The sequence below is a fragment of the Mesorhizobium sp. U510 genome (genome assembly GCF_059180695.1).
This window is the reverse complement of the sequence record NZ_CP180532.1, coordinates 2,793,922-2,812,342: the sequence shown is the minus strand read 5'-3', so window position 1 is coordinate 2,812,342 and position 18,421 is coordinate 2,793,922. Positions and strand designations below refer to the sequence as shown.

At 63.9% G+C, this 18,421-nt stretch carries 17 protein-coding genes; 10 read left to right on the top strand and 7 right to left on the bottom strand.

What is annotated here, in order from left to right:
• The first annotated feature begins 27 nt into the window (after positions 1-27).
• Positions 28-795: a metallophosphoesterase family protein gene (locus tag ACLGL5_RS15215; protein ID WP_038644895.1), complete on the top strand. Its 768-nt coding sequence runs from the start codon at positions 28-30 to the stop codon at positions 793-795.
• Positions 796-839: 44 nt separating this feature from the next.
• Here the strand turns inward: ACLGL5_RS15215 and ACLGL5_RS15210 are convergent, their stop codons facing one another.
• Together ACLGL5_RS15210 and ACLGL5_RS15205 are read right to left on the bottom strand one after the other, a co-directional pair.
• Positions 840-971, bottom strand: a complete 132-nt coding sequence (locus ACLGL5_RS15210) for a hypothetical protein (RefSeq protein WP_257784452.1) — start codon at positions 969-971, stop codon at positions 840-842.
• A gap of 298 nt (positions 972-1,269) precedes the next feature.
• Positions 1,270-1,968, bottom strand: coding sequence for a type 1 glutamine amidotransferase (locus tag ACLGL5_RS15205; protein ID WP_027047181.1), 699 nt, complete (start codon positions 1,966-1,968; stop codon positions 1,270-1,272).
• A gap of 87 nt (positions 1,969-2,055) precedes the next feature.
• On the opposite strand from ACLGL5_RS15205, the gene ACLGL5_RS15200 reads away from it, so the two are divergent.
• The 4 genes from ACLGL5_RS15200 to ACLGL5_RS15185 all read left to right on the top strand — a co-directional run bounded on the left by ACLGL5_RS15200 (position 2,056) and on the right by ACLGL5_RS15185 (position 6,089).
• Positions 2,056-2,703: a hypothetical protein gene (locus ACLGL5_RS15200; protein ID WP_069091427.1), complete on the top strand. Its 648-nt coding sequence runs from the start codon at positions 2,056-2,058 to the stop codon at positions 2,701-2,703.
• A gap of 31 nt (positions 2,704-2,734) precedes the next feature.
• A complete protein-coding gene (locus ACLGL5_RS15195) occupies positions 2,735-3,469 on the top strand; it encodes a 16S rRNA (uracil(1498)-N(3))-methyltransferase (RefSeq protein ID WP_069093327.1) in 735 nt (244 codons plus the stop codon).
• Between the two features lie 143 nt (positions 3,470-3,612).
• Positions 3,613-4,986 (top strand): glutamate--cysteine ligase, encoded by a 1,374-nt coding sequence (locus ACLGL5_RS15190; protein ID WP_019860032.1) that lies wholly within the window; start codon positions 3,613-3,615, stop codon positions 4,984-4,986.
• Positions 4,987-5,075: 89 nt separating this feature from the next.
• A complete protein-coding gene (locus ACLGL5_RS15185) occupies positions 5,076-6,089 on the top strand; it encodes a DUF937 domain-containing protein (RefSeq protein ID WP_019860033.1) in 1,014 nt (337 codons plus the stop codon).
• Between the two features lie 171 nt (positions 6,090-6,260).
• Here the strand turns inward: ACLGL5_RS15185 and ACLGL5_RS15180 are convergent, their stop codons facing one another.
• Positions 6,261-6,551, bottom strand: coding sequence for a DUF1127 domain-containing protein (locus tag ACLGL5_RS15180; protein ID WP_069091426.1), 291 nt, complete (start codon positions 6,549-6,551; stop codon positions 6,261-6,263).
• Between the two features lie 177 nt (positions 6,552-6,728).
• Between ACLGL5_RS15180 and ACLGL5_RS15175 the strand changes: the two genes are divergently transcribed.
• Positions 6,729-7,685 carry a LysR substrate-binding domain-containing protein gene (locus ACLGL5_RS15175; protein ID WP_019860035.1) on the top strand — a complete coding sequence of 319 codons (957 nt, stop codon included), beginning with the start codon at positions 6,729-6,731 and terminating at the stop codon, positions 7,683-7,685.
• 8 nt (positions 7,686-7,693) lie between these two features.
• Here the strand turns inward: ACLGL5_RS15175 and ACLGL5_RS15170 are convergent, their stop codons facing one another.
• Positions 7,694-9,883, bottom strand: a complete 2,190-nt coding sequence (locus ACLGL5_RS15170; RefSeq protein ID WP_083246633.1) for a bifunctional diguanylate cyclase/phosphodiesterase — start codon at positions 9,881-9,883, stop codon at positions 7,694-7,696.
• Positions 9,884-10,040: 157 nt separating this feature from the next.
• Here ACLGL5_RS15170 and xseA point away from each other — a divergent pair, with 157 nt between their 5' ends.
• Together xseA and ACLGL5_RS15160 are read left to right on the top strand one after the other, a co-directional pair.
• Entirely contained in the window at positions 10,041-11,606 is a 1,566-nt protein-coding gene (gene xseA / locus ACLGL5_RS15165) for an exodeoxyribonuclease VII large subunit (RefSeq protein ID WP_069091424.1), read from the top strand.
• 2 nt (positions 11,607-11,608) lie between these two features.
• Positions 11,609-12,745, top strand: a complete 1,137-nt coding sequence (locus tag ACLGL5_RS15160; RefSeq protein ID WP_019860038.1) for a DmpA family aminopeptidase — start codon at positions 11,609-11,611, stop codon at positions 12,743-12,745.
• A 59-nt stretch (positions 12,746-12,804) separates the two neighbouring features.
• On the opposite strand, the gene ACLGL5_RS15155 is transcribed toward ACLGL5_RS15160, so the two are convergent.
• From ACLGL5_RS15155 to ACLGL5_RS15145, 3 genes are all read right to left on the bottom strand, one after another.
• On the bottom strand, positions 12,805-13,056 hold the full coding sequence (locus ACLGL5_RS15155) for a DUF768 domain-containing protein (RefSeq protein WP_069091423.1): 252 nt from the start codon (positions 13,054-13,056) through the stop codon (positions 12,805-12,807).
• A 390-nt stretch (positions 13,057-13,446) separates the two neighbouring features.
• Entirely contained in the window at positions 13,447-14,136 is a 690-nt protein-coding gene (locus ACLGL5_RS15150; protein ID WP_069091422.1) for an SDR family NAD(P)-dependent oxidoreductase, read from the bottom strand.
• A gap of 292 nt (positions 14,137-14,428) precedes the next feature.
• On the bottom strand, positions 14,429-15,448 hold the full coding sequence (locus tag ACLGL5_RS15145; protein ID WP_069091421.1) for an isopenicillin N synthase family dioxygenase: 1,020 nt from the start codon (positions 15,446-15,448) through the stop codon (positions 14,429-14,431).
• 591 nt (positions 15,449-16,039) lie between these two features.
• Between ACLGL5_RS15145 and ACLGL5_RS15140 the strand changes: the two genes are divergently transcribed.
• Both ACLGL5_RS15140 and ACLGL5_RS15135 read left to right on the top strand, forming a co-directional pair.
• A complete protein-coding gene (locus ACLGL5_RS15140; protein WP_069091420.1) occupies positions 16,040-17,089 on the top strand; it encodes a hypothetical protein in 1,050 nt (349 codons plus the stop codon).
• Positions 17,090-17,121: 32 nt separating this feature from the next.
• The gene (locus tag ACLGL5_RS15135) at positions 17,122-18,414 is read left to right on the top strand and encodes a hypothetical protein (RefSeq protein ID WP_064986434.1); all 1,293 of its coding nucleotides are present in this window, start codon (positions 17,122-17,124) and stop codon (positions 18,412-18,414) included.
• Positions 18,415-18,421 lie beyond the last annotated feature (7 nt).

Genomic DNA, 18,421 nt, shown 5'->3' with positions numbered 1-18,421 from the left:
CAGCCTGACCACGGAGACCACGAGGCGTTGGCGGAACCCGGCATCCATTTTCTCGACGCGCATGGGCCGGAAGGTGTGCGTCTTTACGCCATCGGCGACGTGCATGGCCGGCTCGACCTGCTGGCAGCCATGCACCAGCGGATCGAGAGCGAGCTGGAGTGGAAACCGGTTCGCGACTGGCGGGTGATCCATCTCGGCGACTATGTCGACCGCGGACCGGATTCCAAGGGCGTCATCGATTTCCTGATCGCGGCGCGCGAACGCGATCCTCGCCATCTGATGCTCGCCGGCAACCACGACATCGGCTTTCTCGATTTTCTCAGGACCCCCGAGCCGGAAGGGCTTTTCATGCGCTATGGCGGCGTCCAGACGGCGCTGTCCTATGGCGTGTCGCTGACTGCTGACGCCAGCTGGTTCGGCAAGATGGAGACGATGAGACGCGGACATCAGGCCTTGCTTGAGGCGATGCCGCCGGGCCATGTCGATTTCCTGCGATCGCTGCCGTTCTCGCTAACGTTCGGCGACTTCTTCTTCTGCCATGCCGGCATCAGGCCAGGCATTCCGCTGGACAAGCAGAACCCGCAGGACCTGATCTGGATCCGCGACGTTTTCCACGATCACACCGGCCTGTTCCCAAAGATCGTGGTGCACGGCCACACACCCGTCCCCGAGGCCGAAGTGATGGCCAACCGCGTCAATGTCGACACGCTTGCCTGGCAGTCAGGCATGCTGACCGCCCTCGTCGTCGACGGGGCGGACAAACGCATCCTGGAAATGGCTATGAAGGGAGCTTGAGTCCAGCCGCGGCGCAGGGATGCGTCGCGAGCGGGCCGGCTTTTCTAGCGAAGCGAGGCGGTGACGCCGTAGCCGTCGACGGCGTTGTGGTTGTTGGCGGCATCGGCGGAATAGATGCCGAGACCGCACAGCACGATGGCGGACAACATGGCAAAGGACAGAAGAGCTGCTTTCACGGACGTCATCTCTTGTTGAGCTTCCTGCATCTGTGCACCAGGCGGTTACCAATGCGTTGAAACGGAGAATTCGCTTCAAAGTTTCGACGATTTCGCGCTTCTAAGCGCGTTCTGTATCGGAGGTGTGTCGCACGGGTCACACAAAAGGTTCATCCCGGTTGCACAGCCGATGCAGAGCGCGCGCCTTCTAGGATGGCGGTCTGACACAAGCCAAGGATGAAAGGGGTTTTCCCCAGCCGGTTTCACGGCTGCGTGCCAATTATGTCACGTATGTCACGCGAGGCACGAGGGCAGGCTCTCAGATCGTGGCTACCCAGGCGCGGGCAATCGCCATACCGGCGGCATCGGCGTCGGGTCCGTTAAGGGCCATTTCGCCATCGAGCCTCTCGGCCCAATCGGGATGCCGCGAAGCGATTGTCGACGCGAAGGAGGTACTCCAGTCCTTCACCATCGGCCGGTCGGCCTCGAAATGGAACTGGAAACCATAGATAGCGCGGCCGACACGGAACGCCTGGTTGTCGGCGACTTCGTTGCCGGCCAGCCGCACGGCGTTATGCGGCAGATCGAACGTGTCGTCGTGCCACTGGAAGATCGGGAACATTTCCGGCAGTTCAGCCAATACCGGATCGGCCCTGGCGTCTGGCGTCAGCGACACGCCGCACCAACCGAATTCATTGGCGCCGCCGATGCGGTTCTCGCCGCCGAAGGCGCGGGCGACGAGCTGGCTGCCAAGGCAGATGCCGAGCACGGCGCGATCCTTGCCGGCGAAATCGCGGGTGAGTTCGAGCAGTGCTGGGAAATAGGGATACTCATCATCGGCCAGCGCATTCTGGCCGCCGCCGAGCACCACCATCGCATCATGCTCCGTGGCGTCGTCCGGCAGCGGATCACCCTTGTAAGGGAGACGCACGTCGAGATCGGCGCCGGCTTCAGCAAGTGCGGCACCGACCTGGCCGAGGCCGGTATTGTCGTAGTTCTGAACCACCAGCACCCGCATCGCAAAACCCTGCTGACATGAAAATGATGCCAGGAGCGATATCATGCCGCCCGCGTTGCAGCCAAGATCGTATTCTGGGAGAGAACTATGCCACTGCAGAACCGGGTCGATCCGTTCGGCACCATCCACGCCGTGCCCGAGCGCGCACTGTTCACCGGCAATCGCGGCATCATCCACGATCCCGCGACCAAGACGTTGCTGAAGAAGCGCTGGGCGCTTCAGGCCTGGATCATCTGCATATGCCAATTCCGCAATGTGCGGCGCGAGCCGATGGGCAAAAACCGTCCTGGTGGCAAGGCCGGCTGGACCGAGCTGTTCTTCCTCGACGAGGTGACGGCGCTTTCCGCCGGTCATCGGCCGTGCTTCTTTTGCCAGCGCGAACGGGCCAGGGATTTTGTCGGCCGCTTCGGCGAAGCCTTTGGCATTGCCGAACCCCGTGCGCCACAAGTCGACAAAAGGCTGCACAAGGAGCGGCTGGCGTCGAGTGGCAAACGTCCTGCTGTGGCGATGCATGAGCTGTCCAGCCTGCCCGACGGCGCGGTGGTCGCCACCAGCGGCAACGCCTATGCCTTGCGTCACGGCAAGGCGTTGCGTTGGTCCTTCGCCGGATATGGCCCACCCGCCGGCCTTGGCCAACTGGAAGACAAGGCGCTTATGCTGCTGACCCCGCAGACAACGCTTGCCGTCCTGCGGCATGGCTTTCGACCGGTTTGGCATCCGTCGGCCGAGGCTTGACGCCAGCCGCCGGCTCGCTCATTCCTCGGCCATGCGCGCCAATTACAAGATGCAACGTCTGTTCGTGCCTGACGACCTTGGGCCGGATGCCGACTTCGACACCGACCAGCAGCAGAGCCATTATCTCATGCATGTGCTGCGGCTTGGCGAAGGCGCCGAAATCCTGCTGTTCAATGGCCGCGACGGCGAATGGTCGGCGGCCATCGCGGCGAAGTCGAAGAAAGCGGTCAGACTCAGGGTGCGGACCTTGCAGCGGCCACAGCCACCACTGCCCGACCTCATCTATTGTTTCGCACCGCTGAAGCAGGGCCGGCTCGACTATCTCGTGCAGAAAGCGGTCGAGATGGGCGCCGGCGTCCTGCAGCCTGTCATCACGCAGCACACGCAAGTGGCCAAGCCGTCCATCGATCGGCTGCGTGCCAATGTCGTCGAGGCCGCCGAGCAATGCGGCATCCTGGCGGTTCCGGAAGTACGCGAAGCAGAAAAGTTCGAACGCCTGCTGACCGGCTGGGACAGAGAGCGGCGGCTGGTCTTCTGCGACGAGGACGCCTCGACCAACAATCCGCTGCCTGCCTTGCAAGCCGTAAAGGAGAAGAAGCTCGCGCTGCTGGTCGGGCCGGAGGGCGGCTTTTCCGACGATGAACGCAAGATGCTGCGCGCCCTGCCCTTCGTGACCGCCATTCCGCTCGGTCCGCGCATCCTGCGCGCCGACACGGCGGCGGTGGCCGCACTTGCGGTGATGCAGGCAACTGTCGGAGACTGGTAGGACGTCATGTCCTGCAAGAGGCCGCCCGGATCGTGGCCTTCAATTCCTCTTGACCTGTGGCTCAGGATTTTTCGCTTGATCGGCTACTGACATTTCGTCCATTTACCGCCGGCGGTCGCCCGACCGCCTCTGAGGGCTGAACCATGGCGCGCGACACAACCGATTTCCGGCCGATCGAAGGCGTCGACGAACTCGTCGACCACCTGGCCGAGGGCAACAAGCCGCGCGACAAGTGGCGCATCGGCACCGAGCACGAGAAATTCCCCTTCTATGTCGATGGCAACGCGCCGGTGCCCTATGGCGGCGAGCGCGGCATCCGCGCCATCCTTGAAGGCATGCAGTCAAAGCTTGGCTGGGATCCGATCATCGACGACGGCCGCATCATCGGCCTGGTCGAACCGACAGGCCAGGGCGCGATTTCGCTGGAGCCCGGCGGCCAGTTCGAGCTTTCCGGCGCGCCGCTGGAGACCATCCACCAGACCTGCCGCGAGGGCAACGCGCATCTGGCGCAGGTGCGCGAGATCGCCGAGCCGATGGGCATCCGCTTCCTCGGGCTCGGCGGCAGCCCGAAATGGTCGCTGGCCGAAACGCCGAAAATGCCGAAGTCGCGCTATGAGATCATGACGCGTTACATGCCCAAGGTCGGCACCAAGGGCCTCGACATGATGTACCGTACCTGTACGATCCAGGTGAATCTCGACTTCGAGAGCGAGGCTGACATGCGCCGCAAGATGCAGGTGTCGCTGAAGCTGCAGCCGCTGTCGACGGCGCTGTTCGCCAACTCGCCCTTCACCGAAAGCCGGCCGAACGGCTTGCAGAGCTGGCGCGGCGACATCTGGCGCGACACCGACAACCAGCGCTCGGGCCTGCTCGAATTCTGCTTCTCGCCCGATTTCGGTTTCGCCGACTATGTCGAATGGGCGCTCGACGTGCCGATGTATTTCGTCATCCGTGACGGCCGCTATCACGATATGACGCGCATCACCTTCCGCCAGTTCATGGCCGGTGCCGCGCGCAACGAAGTGCCGGACGGCCTGCCGACCATGGGCGACTGGGCGAACCACCTGTCGACGCTGTTCCCCGACGTGCGGCTGAAGCGTTTCCTCGAAATGCGTGGCGCCGATGGCGGCCCGTGGCGGCGCATCTGCGCGCTGCCGGCCTTCTGGGTCGGACTGCTCTATGACGAGGCGGCACTCGATGCGGCCGAGGCGTTGACGGCGAGCTGGACCTACAAGGAAGTGCTGGCGATGCGTAACGCCGTGCCCGAGCTCGGCATTGCCGCGCCCTTCCGCAACGCCACGCTGCGCGAGATGGCGCGCGATGTGCTGGCCATTTCGCGCACCGGGCTGAAGAACCGCGGCAAGAAAAACCGCGACGGCTACGACGAAACCTCGTTCCTCAACACTTTGGACGAGGTGGTCGCGCGCGGCACGACCAGCGCCGAGGAGATGCTTTCAGCCTACCACACGCGCTGGGGCGGCTCGATCGAACCGGTGTTCATGGAATACGCCTATTAACCGCGCGCGTTAGGGAGCGGCAAAAGCCGCTTCAATCGAGCATTGAAACGAATTAGGCTCCCTTCCTAGGAATTCAGGAGGAGAAGCCGATGCCTACCTTGTTCGACATGCTGGCGCAGGCCCAGAACGGCAACGGCATGCAGGCCCTTGCCCAGCAATATGGGCTTTCGATGCAGCAGACACAGGCAGCGGTCGCCGCCCTGCTGCCGGCCTTTTCGCAAGGGTTGCAACGCAACACCGCCGATCCTTACGGGCTCGGCGCCTTCATGACGGCGATGGCAAGCGGCCAGCACGCCAAATATTTCGAGGACGCGACGCGCGCCTTCTCGCCGCAAGGCGTCGACGAAGGCAACGGCATTCTCGGGCATCTGTTCGGCTCGAAGGACCTGTCGCGCGCCGTCGCCAGCCAGGCGGCGCAGGCGAGCGGCGTCAGCCAGCAGATCCTGCAGCAAATGCTGCCGGCGATCGCCTCGATGGTGATGGGCGGACTGTTCAAGCAAACGACAAGTCAGATGCAGGCCGCAGGCGGTTTCGGCGGCGGCAACAATCCGCTCGGCGAGATCATCGAGCAGATGATGCGCCAAGGCGGCATGCAGGCGCCGGCGCCACAACAGCGCCAGGCACCTCAACCCCAGAACCCGATGGACAACCCGCTCGGCAAGGTCTTGCAGGACATGTTCGGCGGCAGCGCACCGCAACCGCAGCCGCAGCCGGCACCCAATCCCTATGGCGACAATCCGTTGGGGAAGGTGCTGCAGGACATGTTCGGTGGCGGTACCCCGCAACCGCAAGGCCGGGCGCAGCCGCAGCAGACGCAGAGCCCCTATGGCGACAACCCGCTCGGGAAAATCTTCGAGGAGATGCTGCGCGGAGGTGGTGGAGGTGGCTTCGGCATGCCTGGGGGGCAGCCGGCGCCGCAGCCGCAGGCACCGCAGCAGCGCCAAGCCCCACAGCCGCAAACCAATCCGAGCGGCCGGCCAAGAAACCCGTTCGACGATCTGTTCGGCAAGATGTTCGAGACCGGCGCCCAGCAGCGTGACGACTACCAGAAGGGCGTGGAAACGATCTTCGACCAGTTCAAGCGAGACATGGACCGTCGGTAGGCGCCAAACCTACGGCCCTTTCTGAGCAAGCCAGAAAAGAAAAGCCCGGTCCTTGGGAGGACCGGGCAACGTGCAGGCAGGCCGGCGGGGAACCGGCAGGGAGTGGGGAGCCTGCATAATCCTTGGTCGCGCTGAACCCTGAAAAGGTTCAGCAGGACCGAAATCAGCCGATCAGGCCACCTTGCGGGCGATGTCCTCGATCGTTTCGACGCGATCGCTGGCGATTTCGCGCAGGATCGCGGTCGGGTCGCGGCCCAATGGCACGTCGATAGCGACATGCAGGTCGGCGCGCGTCAGACCGATATCGGCGAGCTCAGCGTCCGACATCTCGCCAAGGCGATAGAAGGCGCGACGGTTTTTCCAGGCGCGGTAGAAATTGAAGACGGTATTGGCCACGCGCATCGCAACGGCCGGACGCGAGGTGATGCGCGAGGTCTCGGTGGCGAAATCGATCGTGGTCATGTCGGTCTCCTTCAGTCTCGAACAGACAAAGCCAAGCAGTCGGCGCTGGCGACAGCGGCCGTTCCGGCTTCGATTCACATGCCTTCATGTGGATGTCAGCAATTTGCCATCGACCGATTGATTAATCCAACGAATGTTTTTAATCTTTAGCATCAACACCAGTGATGGATCACGCCGATGAAAGCGCCGCTCGATCTCGATCAGTTGCAAACCTTCATCTCGATCGCCGATACCGGCAGCTTCACGCGGGCGGCCGAAGAGGTGCACCGGACCCAGTCGGCGGTGTCGATGCAGATGCGCCGGCTGGAGGAGCGGATCGGCAAGCCGCTGTTCGAGAAGGAGGGGCGCTCCAACAGGCTGACGGAGGAAGGCGACAAGCTGCTCTCCTATGCAAGACGGCTGCTCTACCTCAACCGCGAAACGCTCGCCGCCTTCGACGACCAGCGGCTCGAAGGCACGATCCGCATCGGCACACCGGACGATTATGCCGACCGTTTCCTGCCCGAGATCATGGCGCGCTTCACGCGCTCCAACCCGCGCGTCGAGCTGACAGTCATCTGCGAGCCGACACCGGGACTGGTCGAGCACATCAAGCGCGGCAATCTCGACCTGGCGCTGGTGACGCACAATGATGTGCGCGGCCAGTCGGAGGTGGTGCGGCGCGAGCCGCTGCTGTGGGTCACCTCGGCCAATCATGCGACGCATGAACAGGAAACGCTGCCGATGGCCTTTGGCCGCCCCAACTGCATCTGGCGGCGCGCCGCCGTCGATGTGCTGGACCAGCAGAACCGCGACTATCGCATCCTGTTCACCAGCTTCTCGGCGACCGTCATCACCGCCGCCGTGCTATCGGGCCTGGCGATCTCGGTGCTGCCGGAATGCGCGCTCAGGCCCGGCATGCGGGTGCTGGGCGAAGCCGACGGCTTCGGCGCCCTGCCCGACTGCCGCATCGGCATCATGCGTGGCCAAACCTCGCGGCCTGAAATCGTCGATGCACTCGCCCGCCACATCTCGGAGAGCCTGGACAACATCTCGGTGCCGCTCGTCGAAGAGGCCGGGACGTTCGATTTCGCCGCACTTGCCTACGCCAAGATCAGGCGGACCAAGGCAAACCAGATCCTGCCGGGCTGGTAGGACGGCTCTCAGGCACGGGCAGTGGCTTGACCGCCCTGCTCGCCGGGCAAAGCCAGACCCGGCAAGCCAAGCAACTGAACCGACTCCAGCGGCGGCGACAGCAGGTAGCCTTGCAGTTGATGGCAACCCATGCCGACGAGCAATGCCTTTTGCTGCTCGGTCTCGACGCCTTCCGCGGTGACATCGACGTTAAGCGCGATTGCAAGGTCGATCACCGCCTTGACGATTGCCGTCGAATTGCCCTCGGTGCCGAGCAGGCGCACGAACGAACGGTCGATCTTGAGCTTGTCGATGGCGTGACGCCGCAGATAGCTCAGCGACGAATAACCGGTGCCGAAATCATCGAGCACGATGCCGATGCCGGCCTGGCGCAGAGCCACCAGGGCCGCCGCGGTCATATCGTTGTTTTCCAGGAGGACGTTTTCGGTGATCTCAAGCTGCAGACGTGTCGGCGCAAGGCCTGTCTCGGCAAGGATCGCAGCGACCATTGTGGGAAAGCCGGCATCGCGCAGCTGCAGCGGCGACACATTGACCGCCACCCATGGCAGCGCCGATCGAACGGCGAACCGGCAGGCTTCCAGCAGCACCCATTTCCCGAGTTCGCCGATCAGGCCGCGTTCCTCGGCGATGGCGATGAACTGCGCCGCCGGTAGGGCGCCATGGACTTCGTGGCTCCAGCGGATCAATGCCTCCGCGCCAAGGATCGCCCTGCCGTCAACGGCAAACACAGGCTGATAGTTGAGCTTGATGCCCGTGCCACCGATCAGCGCCTTGCGCAGTTCGCTTTCGACCTTACGCTTGCGCAGCAGCAGATCGTCCATGTCGCCGGCAAAGACCTGGTAGCGGCCGCGGCCATTTTTCTTGGCTTCGTAGAGCGCGATGTCGGCCTTGCGCAGCAGATCGTCGGCGTCGGCCTCGGGACCTGTCGACACGGCGATGCCGATGCTGGCACTGACAAAGACCTGATCGTCCATCAGTTTGAACGGTTCCCGCAACCGCTGCTGAAGCAGCTCCGATACATCCTCGGCATCACGCACGCCGCGGATGTCGACGAGAATGACGGCGAACTCATCGCCGCCAAGCCGCGCCACGGTGTCGACGTCGCGAATGGTCCGTTGCAGCCTGGCCGCGGTCTGGCGCACCAGTTCGTCGCCGGCCGGATGACCGAGCGTATCGTTGACATGTTTGAAGCGGTCGATATCGAGATAGAGTAGCGCCACCTTGGCGGCATCATGGCCGGCAGTCAGCAAGGCGCGGCGCAGCCGGTCCTCGAACAGCGCTCGGTTGGGCAAGCCTGTAAGCGTATCATGAAAGGCAAGATACTGGGCTTCGTTGCGGCTGGTCTGCAGCGCCGTGGATGCGCGACGCAGACGCCGCAGTAGAAATGCCAGCACGCTCGCCGCAAGGAGCATCGCGGCGATCAAGGCTGGGCCGGCCTTGCGCATCAGCGTCAGGCCGGGGCGCTCCTGATCCCAAGCGATATAGCCCAGGATAACCCCACGCGAGTCGAGCAGTGGGATGGCGGCCGAGCCAGTCGGCTGCGACAACGAGAGGAGATGCGCGCCGTCCAGCAGATATTTTCGGGCGATCTTGTCGATAACGGTGTCGTTGATGAACTCGACGGAAACATACAGATATTCGCTGCCCCGCGCTTGGGTGACGCGGTCGGAGCTCGGTATCAACGGCATGACGCTGAGGATGGCCGGCTTGCCGCCGAGCGATATCAGATCCTCCGCAACCATCTTGACCGGGCCGCCGGCCACAGTCTCGTCCGGTGGCCGGTCGATCAGGCCACGCAGCTTTTCGACGGTGGATCGCAAGGCAGTTTCGTCCTCGGCATAGAGGTCCGGCGCCACCACCTTGCCCTCACGCATGGCGTGGATGGGACGGTTGGCCTCATCCAGCACGTAGACGCGGTTGTGGCCGTAATAGGAGTACATCCAGACGCTGAGGTTTTCGGCCATCCACGTCTGATTGCCTGATTTGGCATTTATGACGGAATCGTCCCAGACCGAGACACTTTCCTGCTCTCGCTCAACGGCAGCGATCTGGTCCTGCAAGCCATTGGCGAAGAATATCTTTTGGCGCTCAAGCGAAACGTGATCAGCCTGCACGGCGGCGTAGAACCCAAATCCTACGACCATGACGAACGAGAAAGCGGCAAGCGCCAGCACGGTCAGCGTGACCTGATACGTCAATGGGCTCCGATGTGCGCGTGTGCTCATGCGTCCTTGGCCAGCTGCTTCGAGCGCCAGTCAACTAAAATAGGCTTAAGATCGCGATAAGATCGCGCTATGACATGCGGGCCGACACCGGCGCCTTGACGCGAGGCGCCAACCAGCCCCCAATCGGCCGATGAGCGAAGCAGCATCCGAATCACGCACCAACGCCACCGAATACACGGTGAGCGAGATTTCCGGCGCACTGAAGCGCACGGTCGAGGACGTCTTCGGCAATGTGCGGGTGCGCGGCGAAATCTCGGGCTATCGCGGGCCGCATTCCTCCGGCCATGCCTATTTCGCGCTGAAGGACGACCGTGCCCGGCTCGACGCCGTGGTGTGGAAAGGCACGATGAGCCGGTTGAAATTCCGCCCCGAGGAAGGGATGGAGGTGATCGCCACCGGCAAGCTCACCACCTATCCCGGCAAATCCAACTACCAGATCGTCATCGACAATCTGGAGCCGGCCGGCGCCGGCGCGCTGATGGCGCTGCTGGAAGAGCGCAAACGCCGGCTGCAGGCGGAGGGGCTTTTCGACGCCGGCCGCAAACGCCGGCTGCCCTTCATGCCGCGCGTCATCGGCGTCGTCACCTCGCCGACCGGGTCCGTCATCCGCGACATCATCCACCGCATCAAGGACCGCTTTCCGCTGCATGTGCTGGTCTGGCCGGTGCGCGTTCAGGGCGAGACTTCGGGCGTGGAAGTGACCAATGCCGTCAACGGCTTCAACGCGCTGGCCTGGGATGGCTCCATCCAGCGCCCCGATCTCCTGATCGTCGCGCGCGGCGGCGGCAGCCTCGAGGACCTCTGGGGCTTCAACGACGAGGCGCTGGCCCGCGCCGTTGCGGCCTCCGGCATTCCGGTGATTTCCGCTGTGGGCCACGAAACCGACTGGACATTGATCGACCTCGTCGCCGATGTGCGGGCGCCGACGCCGACGGGCGCCGCCGAAATCGCCGTGCCGGTGAAGGCCGACCTCGAAGCGACGCTGGCCAGCCTTGGCGCACGGCTCAAGGCGGCGGTGTTGCGCAATTTCGAACGCAAGCGGCAGGCCGCCCGCGCGGCGGCGCGGGCCCTGCCCTCGCCTGACCAATTGCTGGCGCTGCCGCGCCGGCGCCTCGACGAGGCGACATCAAGGCTCGGCCGTGGCCTGTCCGTCAGCGTCGATCGCAAGCGGGCGCGTCTCCAGGGCCAGAGGCTGACTCCGGCCACGCTGTCGCGGCGCATGAACGAGGCGCGCACGCTGACCGGGCGTGACCTTGCCCGCGCGCAGGCGGCGTTCTTCGCCATTGTGCGCGAACGGCGCGCGCGCTTCGCGCGCACCGCGACGCGGCTGTCGCCGGCACCGATCGCGCGCAGGCAGAAACTGCAGGCCGACACGCTGGCGGCGCTCGCCAGGCGGCAGGATCGGGTCATCTCGCTGCGGCTCGAGCGCCTGCGCGGCCAGTTGAGCCAGGCCGAACGCCTCTTGACCACGCTTTCGCACAAGGCCGTGCTCGCGCGCGGCTTCGCGCTGGTGAAGGATGCCGACGGCGCCGTCATCAAGCAGGCGGCTGACGTGGCATCGGGGATGGCGCTTTCGCTGGAGTTTGCCGACGGCACGGCGGACGCGGTGGCAACCAGCGGTGCGGCGCGCCCAAAGCCGGCAGCCAAGCCATCAACAAAGGCCAAAGAACCCGGAAATCAGGGATCGCTGTTCTGATCATGACCGATAATCCCCACCATCTGGCAACGCCCAGTGGCAAGCCGCGCGTGCGCAGCTTCGGCATCGGTTTCGACGGAACGCCCGGACCGTTCAATGCAATCACCGACGTGCCCGGTGTCGCGGTCGGCTATGCGACGCTGATTTCAGGCGACGGGCCGCTCGTCGTCGGCAAGGGGCCGGTGCGCACCGGTGTCACGGCGATCCTGCCCAGACCGCGCGCCGACCTGGCTACACCGGTCTTCGCCGGCATCTTCAGCCAGAACGGCAATGGTGAGTTGACCGGCTCGCACATCATCGAGGAAACCGGCGCTTTCAACTTCCCCATCACCATCACCAACACGCATTCCTGCGGTGTTTCGCGTGACGGCACGCTGCGCTGGATGCAACGCGTACTGCCCACCGCGCTCGACAGCGCCTGGGGCCTGCCGGTGGCCGCGGAAACCTATGACGGGTTTCTCAACGACATCAATGGCCACCATTTGACATCAGAGCACGTCGCCCAGGCACTCGATGACGCAAACGGCGGCCCGATCGAGGAAGGCAGCGTCGGCGGCGGCACCGGCATGATCACTTTCGGCTTCAAGGCTGGCTCGGGCACGGCGTCGCGCATCATAGGGTGGCAGGGAAATTCCTACACGGTCGGCGCCTTCGTGCAGTCGAATTTCGGCAAGCGGCGCAATTTCACCCTTCGTGGCCTGCGCGCCGGATCCGAACTCGCGGAGCCCGCGATCCGCGAAGGCACGCCACGCGCCGAAAAGGGTTCGATCATCGCCGTTGTCGCCACCGATGCGCCGTTCCTGCCGCACCAGATGAAGCGGCTGGCACGCCGGGTGCCGCTGGGCGTCGCCATGACCGGCGGCTTCGGCTATCACAGCTCAGGTGACATCTTTCTCGCCTTCTCGACAGCCAATCCTGCCGCCGCACTTGCGCCGTCGGGCCGTATCGCCACGGCCGATTTCATTCCCGATACAGACATCGATCCATTCTTCGATGCGGTGATCCAGACGGTGGAGGAATCGATCCTCAACGCCCTGGCCGCCAATGACGACATGACCGGGCGCGACGGCAATTTCGTGCCGGCGCTGCCGAAGGCGTGGCTGAAAGAAAAATTTGGGCTGATAGAAAAGTTCGACTGAAACGAAAACGCGGGCCAAAAGGCCCGCGCATTCAGACAAACAGAAGTTCAGGGTAAAATCTATTCCGCGGCCTTGCTGGCCGCCTGCTGGTTCTCGTCGGCCTCGGCGGCTTCCTCGAGCCGGGAGGCAATGAGCTCCTGGATGTCGCCGACTTCTTCCTGGATATCCTCCAGGGGAATACCGACTTCCGCAGCCTTGGCGGCACATTCCCTGGCCAAGGTCTCGGCCTGCTTGTCGATCCTGGCCTGGGACTGGCAATGGACCTTTTCGCCGATCCATCCCCGCAAGAACTCGATCGCGTGTTCACTCATACTGCTGTTCCCTGGCGGCAAAGCCGGTTGGTAATCATAAACGTCGGCATCCCGCAAAGGATGCATGCTCCCATTCCAGCCGAGTCGCGGCCAGCCGGCAAGTCAATGCCGTGCAGGGTCCACAGAGTCGAAGGAAATCGAGGGTTCAAGCACATTTCTGATTCTGGAGGGTTGCTTCCGTGAGCTGGATCAACCCAGCTTCGCGCCACTGTTTCTATTTGCTTTTCCGGTTTTCCAGCCGATTTTTGGTCACAAATGATGGCGCAATGCGTAACACATTTTTACAGTCGCTCCGGAGGGCTGCGCTGGGCGCGCCGGTCGAAGCCGCCGCTATATAGTGATATCCCCATGCAATGTCGACTCCCGGAACGTCGCACCTCGCCGGCCCCATCAGAAGGTCTCAACCCAGGGCCTGAGCTCCATTTCCCAAGTCCAGGCGCTGCGGTGCTGGCGATGGATGGAGAGATAGGCCTCGGCGATCGCGTCCGGGGACAGCCGGCGATCCTGCGGCCCGGACTCCTGTCCGGACGCGGCCGAGGCAATGGCGCCATCGATGATGAAATGCGCGACGTGGATGTTCTTCGGCGCCAGTTCACGGGCCATGGACTGGGCCAGCCCGCGCAAGCCGAATTTTGGCATGGCAAAACCGGCGGAGCCGGCGAACCCCTTCACGCTGGCCGTCGCGCCGGTGAAAAGGATCGAGCCCGATCCTCGCGCGACGAGCCGGCGAGCCGCCTGCTGGCCAACCAGGAACCCGCCATAGGCCCCAACCAGCAAAGCTTGACGGACGGCCTCGGGATCGAGCTCCGCTATTGGTCCGCGAGCGCGTCCGCTGGCGTTGAAAATCACCAGCGAGAGCGGGCCGGCCTTGTCGGCGACATCGAACAGGTGCTCCACCGATGCGGGATCGGAGACATCCGTTGCCACGGCCTGCGCGCCGGTCTCAGCCTGCAAGGCACCAAGCTTCTCAATGTTGCGGGCGGCCAGAACGACGCTGAACCCTTCCTTCGCGAGGAGGCGCGCCAGCGAGGCGCTCAAGCCGGAACCCGCACCGGCGATGATTACGACATTGGTTGTCATGAAACCTCTCCTTCTTTCCACGGGACTGCGGTCGATGGCTGGCGAATGTGCTGTGGTGAAACTTGCCGGATCGGCGCGGCGACGGCAACGCGCCTAGAAAAAGGCCGGGCGCGAAACCGGCCCGGCCAAAAAGAAGGTCATAACCTTCAGAGGGGAACACCGCTCGGTGAAATGGGAGGAAAACACCGAACGGATTTTTCTCTTTTGAACCGATTCGCGGGTAGATACGACGAATTGTTTTCCAAAGATCGGACAGAATGGCGAAAATCCTATCCTTTGTTCGCCAGGAAGCTCAGCCAACCCGGCTTTCCCCTTCGAGCATATCCGCATAATGGCGCCGCGCGACGTCGGGATGCGAGCGCAACCGGCTTTTCAGCACATTGGTTCCGACATCGCGAAACAGCGGATTGTCCGGATCGCTGGCCGGCCCGCGCGCCTGCGCCGCCAGTTCCTCGGAAAGGCCAAGCAGCGGGATCGTCGCATCGAGTCTGGCGCTGAAGAAGAACGGCACCGAAATGCGCTCGACGCCGGCGGGCGGCGTCACGACACGATGCACGGTCGCGCGCAAATAGCCGTTGGAGGCCAGTTCAAGCAATTCGCCGATGTTGACGACGAGCGTGCCGGGAATGGGGTCCACATCCACCCAGCTGCCGTCATAATCGACCTGCAGCCCCCTATTGTCATCCTGGAGCAGCAGGGTCAGGAAGCCACCATCCTTGTGCGCGCCGACACCCTGGTCGCCGCCGGTTGCATCACGGCCGGGGTAGCGCACGATCTTCATGCGATGGTTGGGCTCGCTGCTGTAGATCGGGTCGAAGGCATCCTCGGGCTGATCGAGCGACAGGGCGAAGGCTTTCAAGAGCCGGATCGCCACGGCCGTCACCTTGCTCTGCCAGGCAAGCAGAGCCGGTTTGAGATCCGGCAGCGCCGCGGGCCACTGGTTCGGTCCCTGCAGCCGCGTCCAGGCGGGAATTCCCGGCCCTTGCGCGATTGCCTGGCGTTCAACGCCGATGTCGAGCTGCTCGCGCCAGTCCTCCTTGCCCTTGGTCAGTTCGCCGCCGGCGCGGGTGTAGCCGCGAAACTGCGAGGACTTGAGCATCTCGATCGCCCGCTTGTCGGCCTCCGGCAAGGCAAAGAACTGGCGCGATGCGGTGAGCACCTCGCTGATCTCCGCCCAGGAGATGCCATGTCCGGCCAGATAGAAAAAGCCGATGTCGCGCGACGCGGAACGAAGATCCGCCAGAAATGTCCGGCGTTCCGACGCGCCTTGTTCAAGACGGCTCAGATCGAGCACAGGCACTATTCTGGGCATATCAAGCTCCTTTCCCAGTGCTTTCCGGATGTTGCTTGGAATTTCCGTCCGAAAAACCCAGCCGATTGAACATGCAGGCACTTTTGCGCGACCCTGGCCGCCATCATTGCGCGCTAGTCTTATCGACTTCGAATGGCCGGGAAAGGAACGATCGGCCCTTCGGCGCGGCCGTGACGAACAATTTTTCCATTCGCAGGGGCAAGCGGATGATGATCGCGATCCGAGGGAATTCAGGCGGAGTGGGAGTCGCTCTGCCTTGCGCGGCGGCTGCTTCGATATCACCGTCCCTTCAGCTGGCAAGTCCAAGGCCGTAGGGCGAAATATTGGTGGTCGCTCACGATTTGATTGGGCCACATCAATCCACCCTCTCATCGACCACTATGAAAATAAAGATAAAATAATATCTTCATTGTAACTATGATTACGCACAAAATCACTCGACTGAACAGTCGCTGATATTGGCGACCACCTTTCAACTACCCGTTCCTGTCGACTTGAGAGCTATTGTATCGAGGGCGACTATCCCGACCGGCGTTAATCGCTTTGGTCCCGCTCCCCTGAGGGGCCGATCGCTCAAGAGGAGATCTCGAGATGGACGGGTATGACGAATCGATGTTCGACGACCTTGCCTTTGATGAAGCGGAAGGCCCTGCCGACAGTTACGACGAATTCGACGAAATGGACGAGGGCGACGGCTTCGATGAGGCCGACGAAGGCGACGAGTTCGACGAAGGCGACGAATTCGAGGCCTCGGGCTTCGACGAGATGGACGCCGGCGACGAATTCGATGCCGGTGACGAGTTCGACGAAGGCGACGGTTTCGATGAAGGCGATGAGTCCGACGACGATGCCTGGGACCAGGCCATGAGCTACGCGCTTGCGGCTGAAGACAGCGACGAGTTCTTCCGTCGCATCGCCCGCGGCGTGCGCGGCGTCGTACGCACCGTCAGGCGTGCCGCTCCCACAATTGGACGCATTGCTCGCGCGGTGGCACCAGTCGCCAGCCTTATTCCCGGCTACGGCACCGCGATTGGTGGCATCGCCAATGTCGTCGGCCAGTTGATGGCGGACGAAGCCTCCGAGGACGAGGCGCTTGACGCCTTCGCCGAGCTCGCGGTGCGCAATCGTGCCGCCATTCCCGTTGTGGCCGCGCTTGCGACGAGGCGAGTGCTTGGCCCGGTGGCGGTGCGCATGCCCGCGGCCGCACGCACCCAGGCGGTTCGCACCGTGCGCCGCGCCGCCACCCAGCTCGTCAATCGTGGCGGGCCGACAGCGATCCGCGCTCTGCCGCGCATCGCCAACAGCGTCCGCCGAACGGCCGTGACGCGCCGCACCCCGGCGTCTGTCCGGCCGCTGGTCCTGGCGCGTACCGCGCGCCGTGTCGCGGCGCGCGGGCACGGCCTGCGCCGGCAGTTGACCAGGCCCTTGCCGGCTGGTCGCCAGATCGTGCGCCGCACCGCGGCGGCGGTTCGCGCCGGCATGGCCCCAGGACGCAACCTGGCGCGTATCGCCGGACGGACCTTGGGGCGGACTGCCGGCGGATGGCCAGGCGGTTGGACTGGCGGATATGGCCCAAATCACGGGCGCCGGCGGCGTATCGTGATCCGCGGTCCGGTCAGCATCACCATCCGGCCCAATTAAACCCAGTCGGTGCAACAAGAAGGATCGCGGCGATGCGCACGGGTTCTTCGACCAGGCGGTTCCTGGACACCAAGCTGCGGGCTTTGAAGGCTCGCGCACAACGCCTCAACCGCCTGACACCGAGGCGCATCGGACTTCGTCCCGAAGACCTGCCCTATGCGCCGTCGCGGGCTCACTTCCATGCCGCCAACAAGCGGCTGGCGACCATCGGCAACGCCATCAACCGGCATATCGCCGAGATCGAGCGCGGCTGGCCGCCCGCGACGGCCGAGGTCGCGCTCACCCAGATGGCGATGCTCGACCGCAGGATCGATCGGCTGCGCCGGACCTTCGGCATGTTCTTCGAGGTGATGTCGCAGCGCGGCTCGGGCTTCGCGCCGGCGCTCGCCGCCCATGATGCGATCGCCCTCGACTGCTACACGGTCGTCCGCGCGGCCTTGCCGGGCGTCTTCGGCGGCCCGCTGCTCAAACCGCTGACCTACATGGAACACGGCTATTCGCCTGCCACGCAGCGTCGCGGCGTCGCCCTTGCCCGCTTGCTCGGCGACAGCAACCCGTTCCCGGTGATCCGCATTCCGTGGGATCGCGACAATCCCTGGCAGTCGGTCTTCCTGCACGAGGTCGCCCACAATCTGCAGGCCGACATGGGCCTATGGCAGGAGAACGCGCAAGCGGTCGCCAACCGCCTGGCCTCGATGCGTTTCGACCCGTTGGTGGTGACGATCCTGCGCCGCTGGCACAAGGAAATCTTCGCCGACCTCGCCGCACTGCTGCTCGGCGGCACCGCGTCGGTCTGGGGTATGATGGAATTCCTCGCCCATCCTGGCGCGCGGGCCCTCACCTATCGCCCCGGCGGGGCGCATCCAACCGGCTGGATCCGGGTTCTGATCTTGACCGAGATGTTGCGTCGCATGGGCTTTGCCGCCGAGGCGGCGCGTGCCGAACGCGTCTGGCGTGGCCTTTACAATCCGGCGCGCGGCCACAGGCTGCCTCCGGTCCTGCTTGCTTCGGTTCCTCGCGTCGTTCCGGCGGTGGTCGACGAGATCGCCTACCAGCCGCGCCGGGGTCTTGGGCAGCACGCGCTGGCCGACGCCATCCCTTTCACGCGCGCCGACGAAGCCCGCATCCGCCGTGGCGGAATCCAGATCGCGGCGGGGCAAGTGCCTGACCTGCCGCCACGTTTTCTTGTGTCGGCCAGCCGTTTCGCGCTGGAGGCCGGCGCCGAACCGGACGCCATTGCAAAGCTTGTCATCAGAAACCTGGCCCAGCGTCAGGCAAACCGACGGCCTACTGCGCAACCGTCCCCAGCCGCACTCGTTGCATGAGGTGAGA

Coding starts and splice junctions, on each gene's coding strand:
- ACLGL5_RS15155 (WP_069091423.1), bottom strand. CDS start 13,056: ATGAGTGAACACGCGATCGAGTTCTTGCGGGGATGGATCGGCGAAAAG.
- ACLGL5_RS15135 (WP_064986434.1), top strand. CDS start 17,122: ATGCGCACGGGTTCTTCGACCAGGCGGTTCCTGGACACCAAGCTGCGG.
- ACLGL5_RS15140 (WP_069091420.1), top strand. CDS start 16,040: ATGGACGGGTATGACGAATCGATGTTCGACGACCTTGCCTTTGATGAA.
- ACLGL5_RS15145 (WP_069091421.1), bottom strand. CDS start 15,448: ATGCCCAGAATAGTGCCTGTGCTCGATCTGAGCCGTCTTGAACAAGGC.
- ACLGL5_RS15175 (WP_019860035.1), top strand. CDS start 6,729: ATGAAAGCGCCGCTCGATCTCGATCAGTTGCAAACCTTCATCTCGATC.
- ACLGL5_RS15180 (WP_069091426.1), bottom strand. CDS start 6,551: ATGACCACGATCGATTTCGCCACCGAGACCTCGCGCATCACCTCGCGT.
- ACLGL5_RS15185 (WP_019860033.1), top strand. CDS start 5,076: ATGCCTACCTTGTTCGACATGCTGGCGCAGGCCCAGAACGGCAACGGC.
- ACLGL5_RS15150 (WP_069091422.1), bottom strand. CDS start 14,136: ATGACAACCAATGTCGTAATCATCGCCGGTGCGGGTTCCGGCTTGAGC.
- ACLGL5_RS15190 (WP_019860032.1), top strand. CDS start 3,613: ATGGCGCGCGACACAACCGATTTCCGGCCGATCGAAGGCGTCGACGAA.
- ACLGL5_RS15205 (WP_027047181.1), bottom strand. CDS start 1,968: ATGCGGGTGCTGGTGGTTCAGAACTACGACAATACCGGCCTCGGCCAG.
- ACLGL5_RS15195 (WP_069093327.1), top strand. CDS start 2,735: ATGCGCGCCAATTACAAGATGCAACGTCTGTTCGTGCCTGACGACCTT.
- ACLGL5_RS15200 (WP_069091427.1), top strand. CDS start 2,056: ATGCCACTGCAGAACCGGGTCGATCCGTTCGGCACCATCCACGCCGTG.
- xseA (WP_069091424.1), top strand. CDS start 10,041: ATGAGCGAAGCAGCATCCGAATCACGCACCAACGCCACCGAATACACG.
- ACLGL5_RS15160 (WP_019860038.1), top strand. CDS start 11,609: ATGACCGATAATCCCCACCATCTGGCAACGCCCAGTGGCAAGCCGCGC.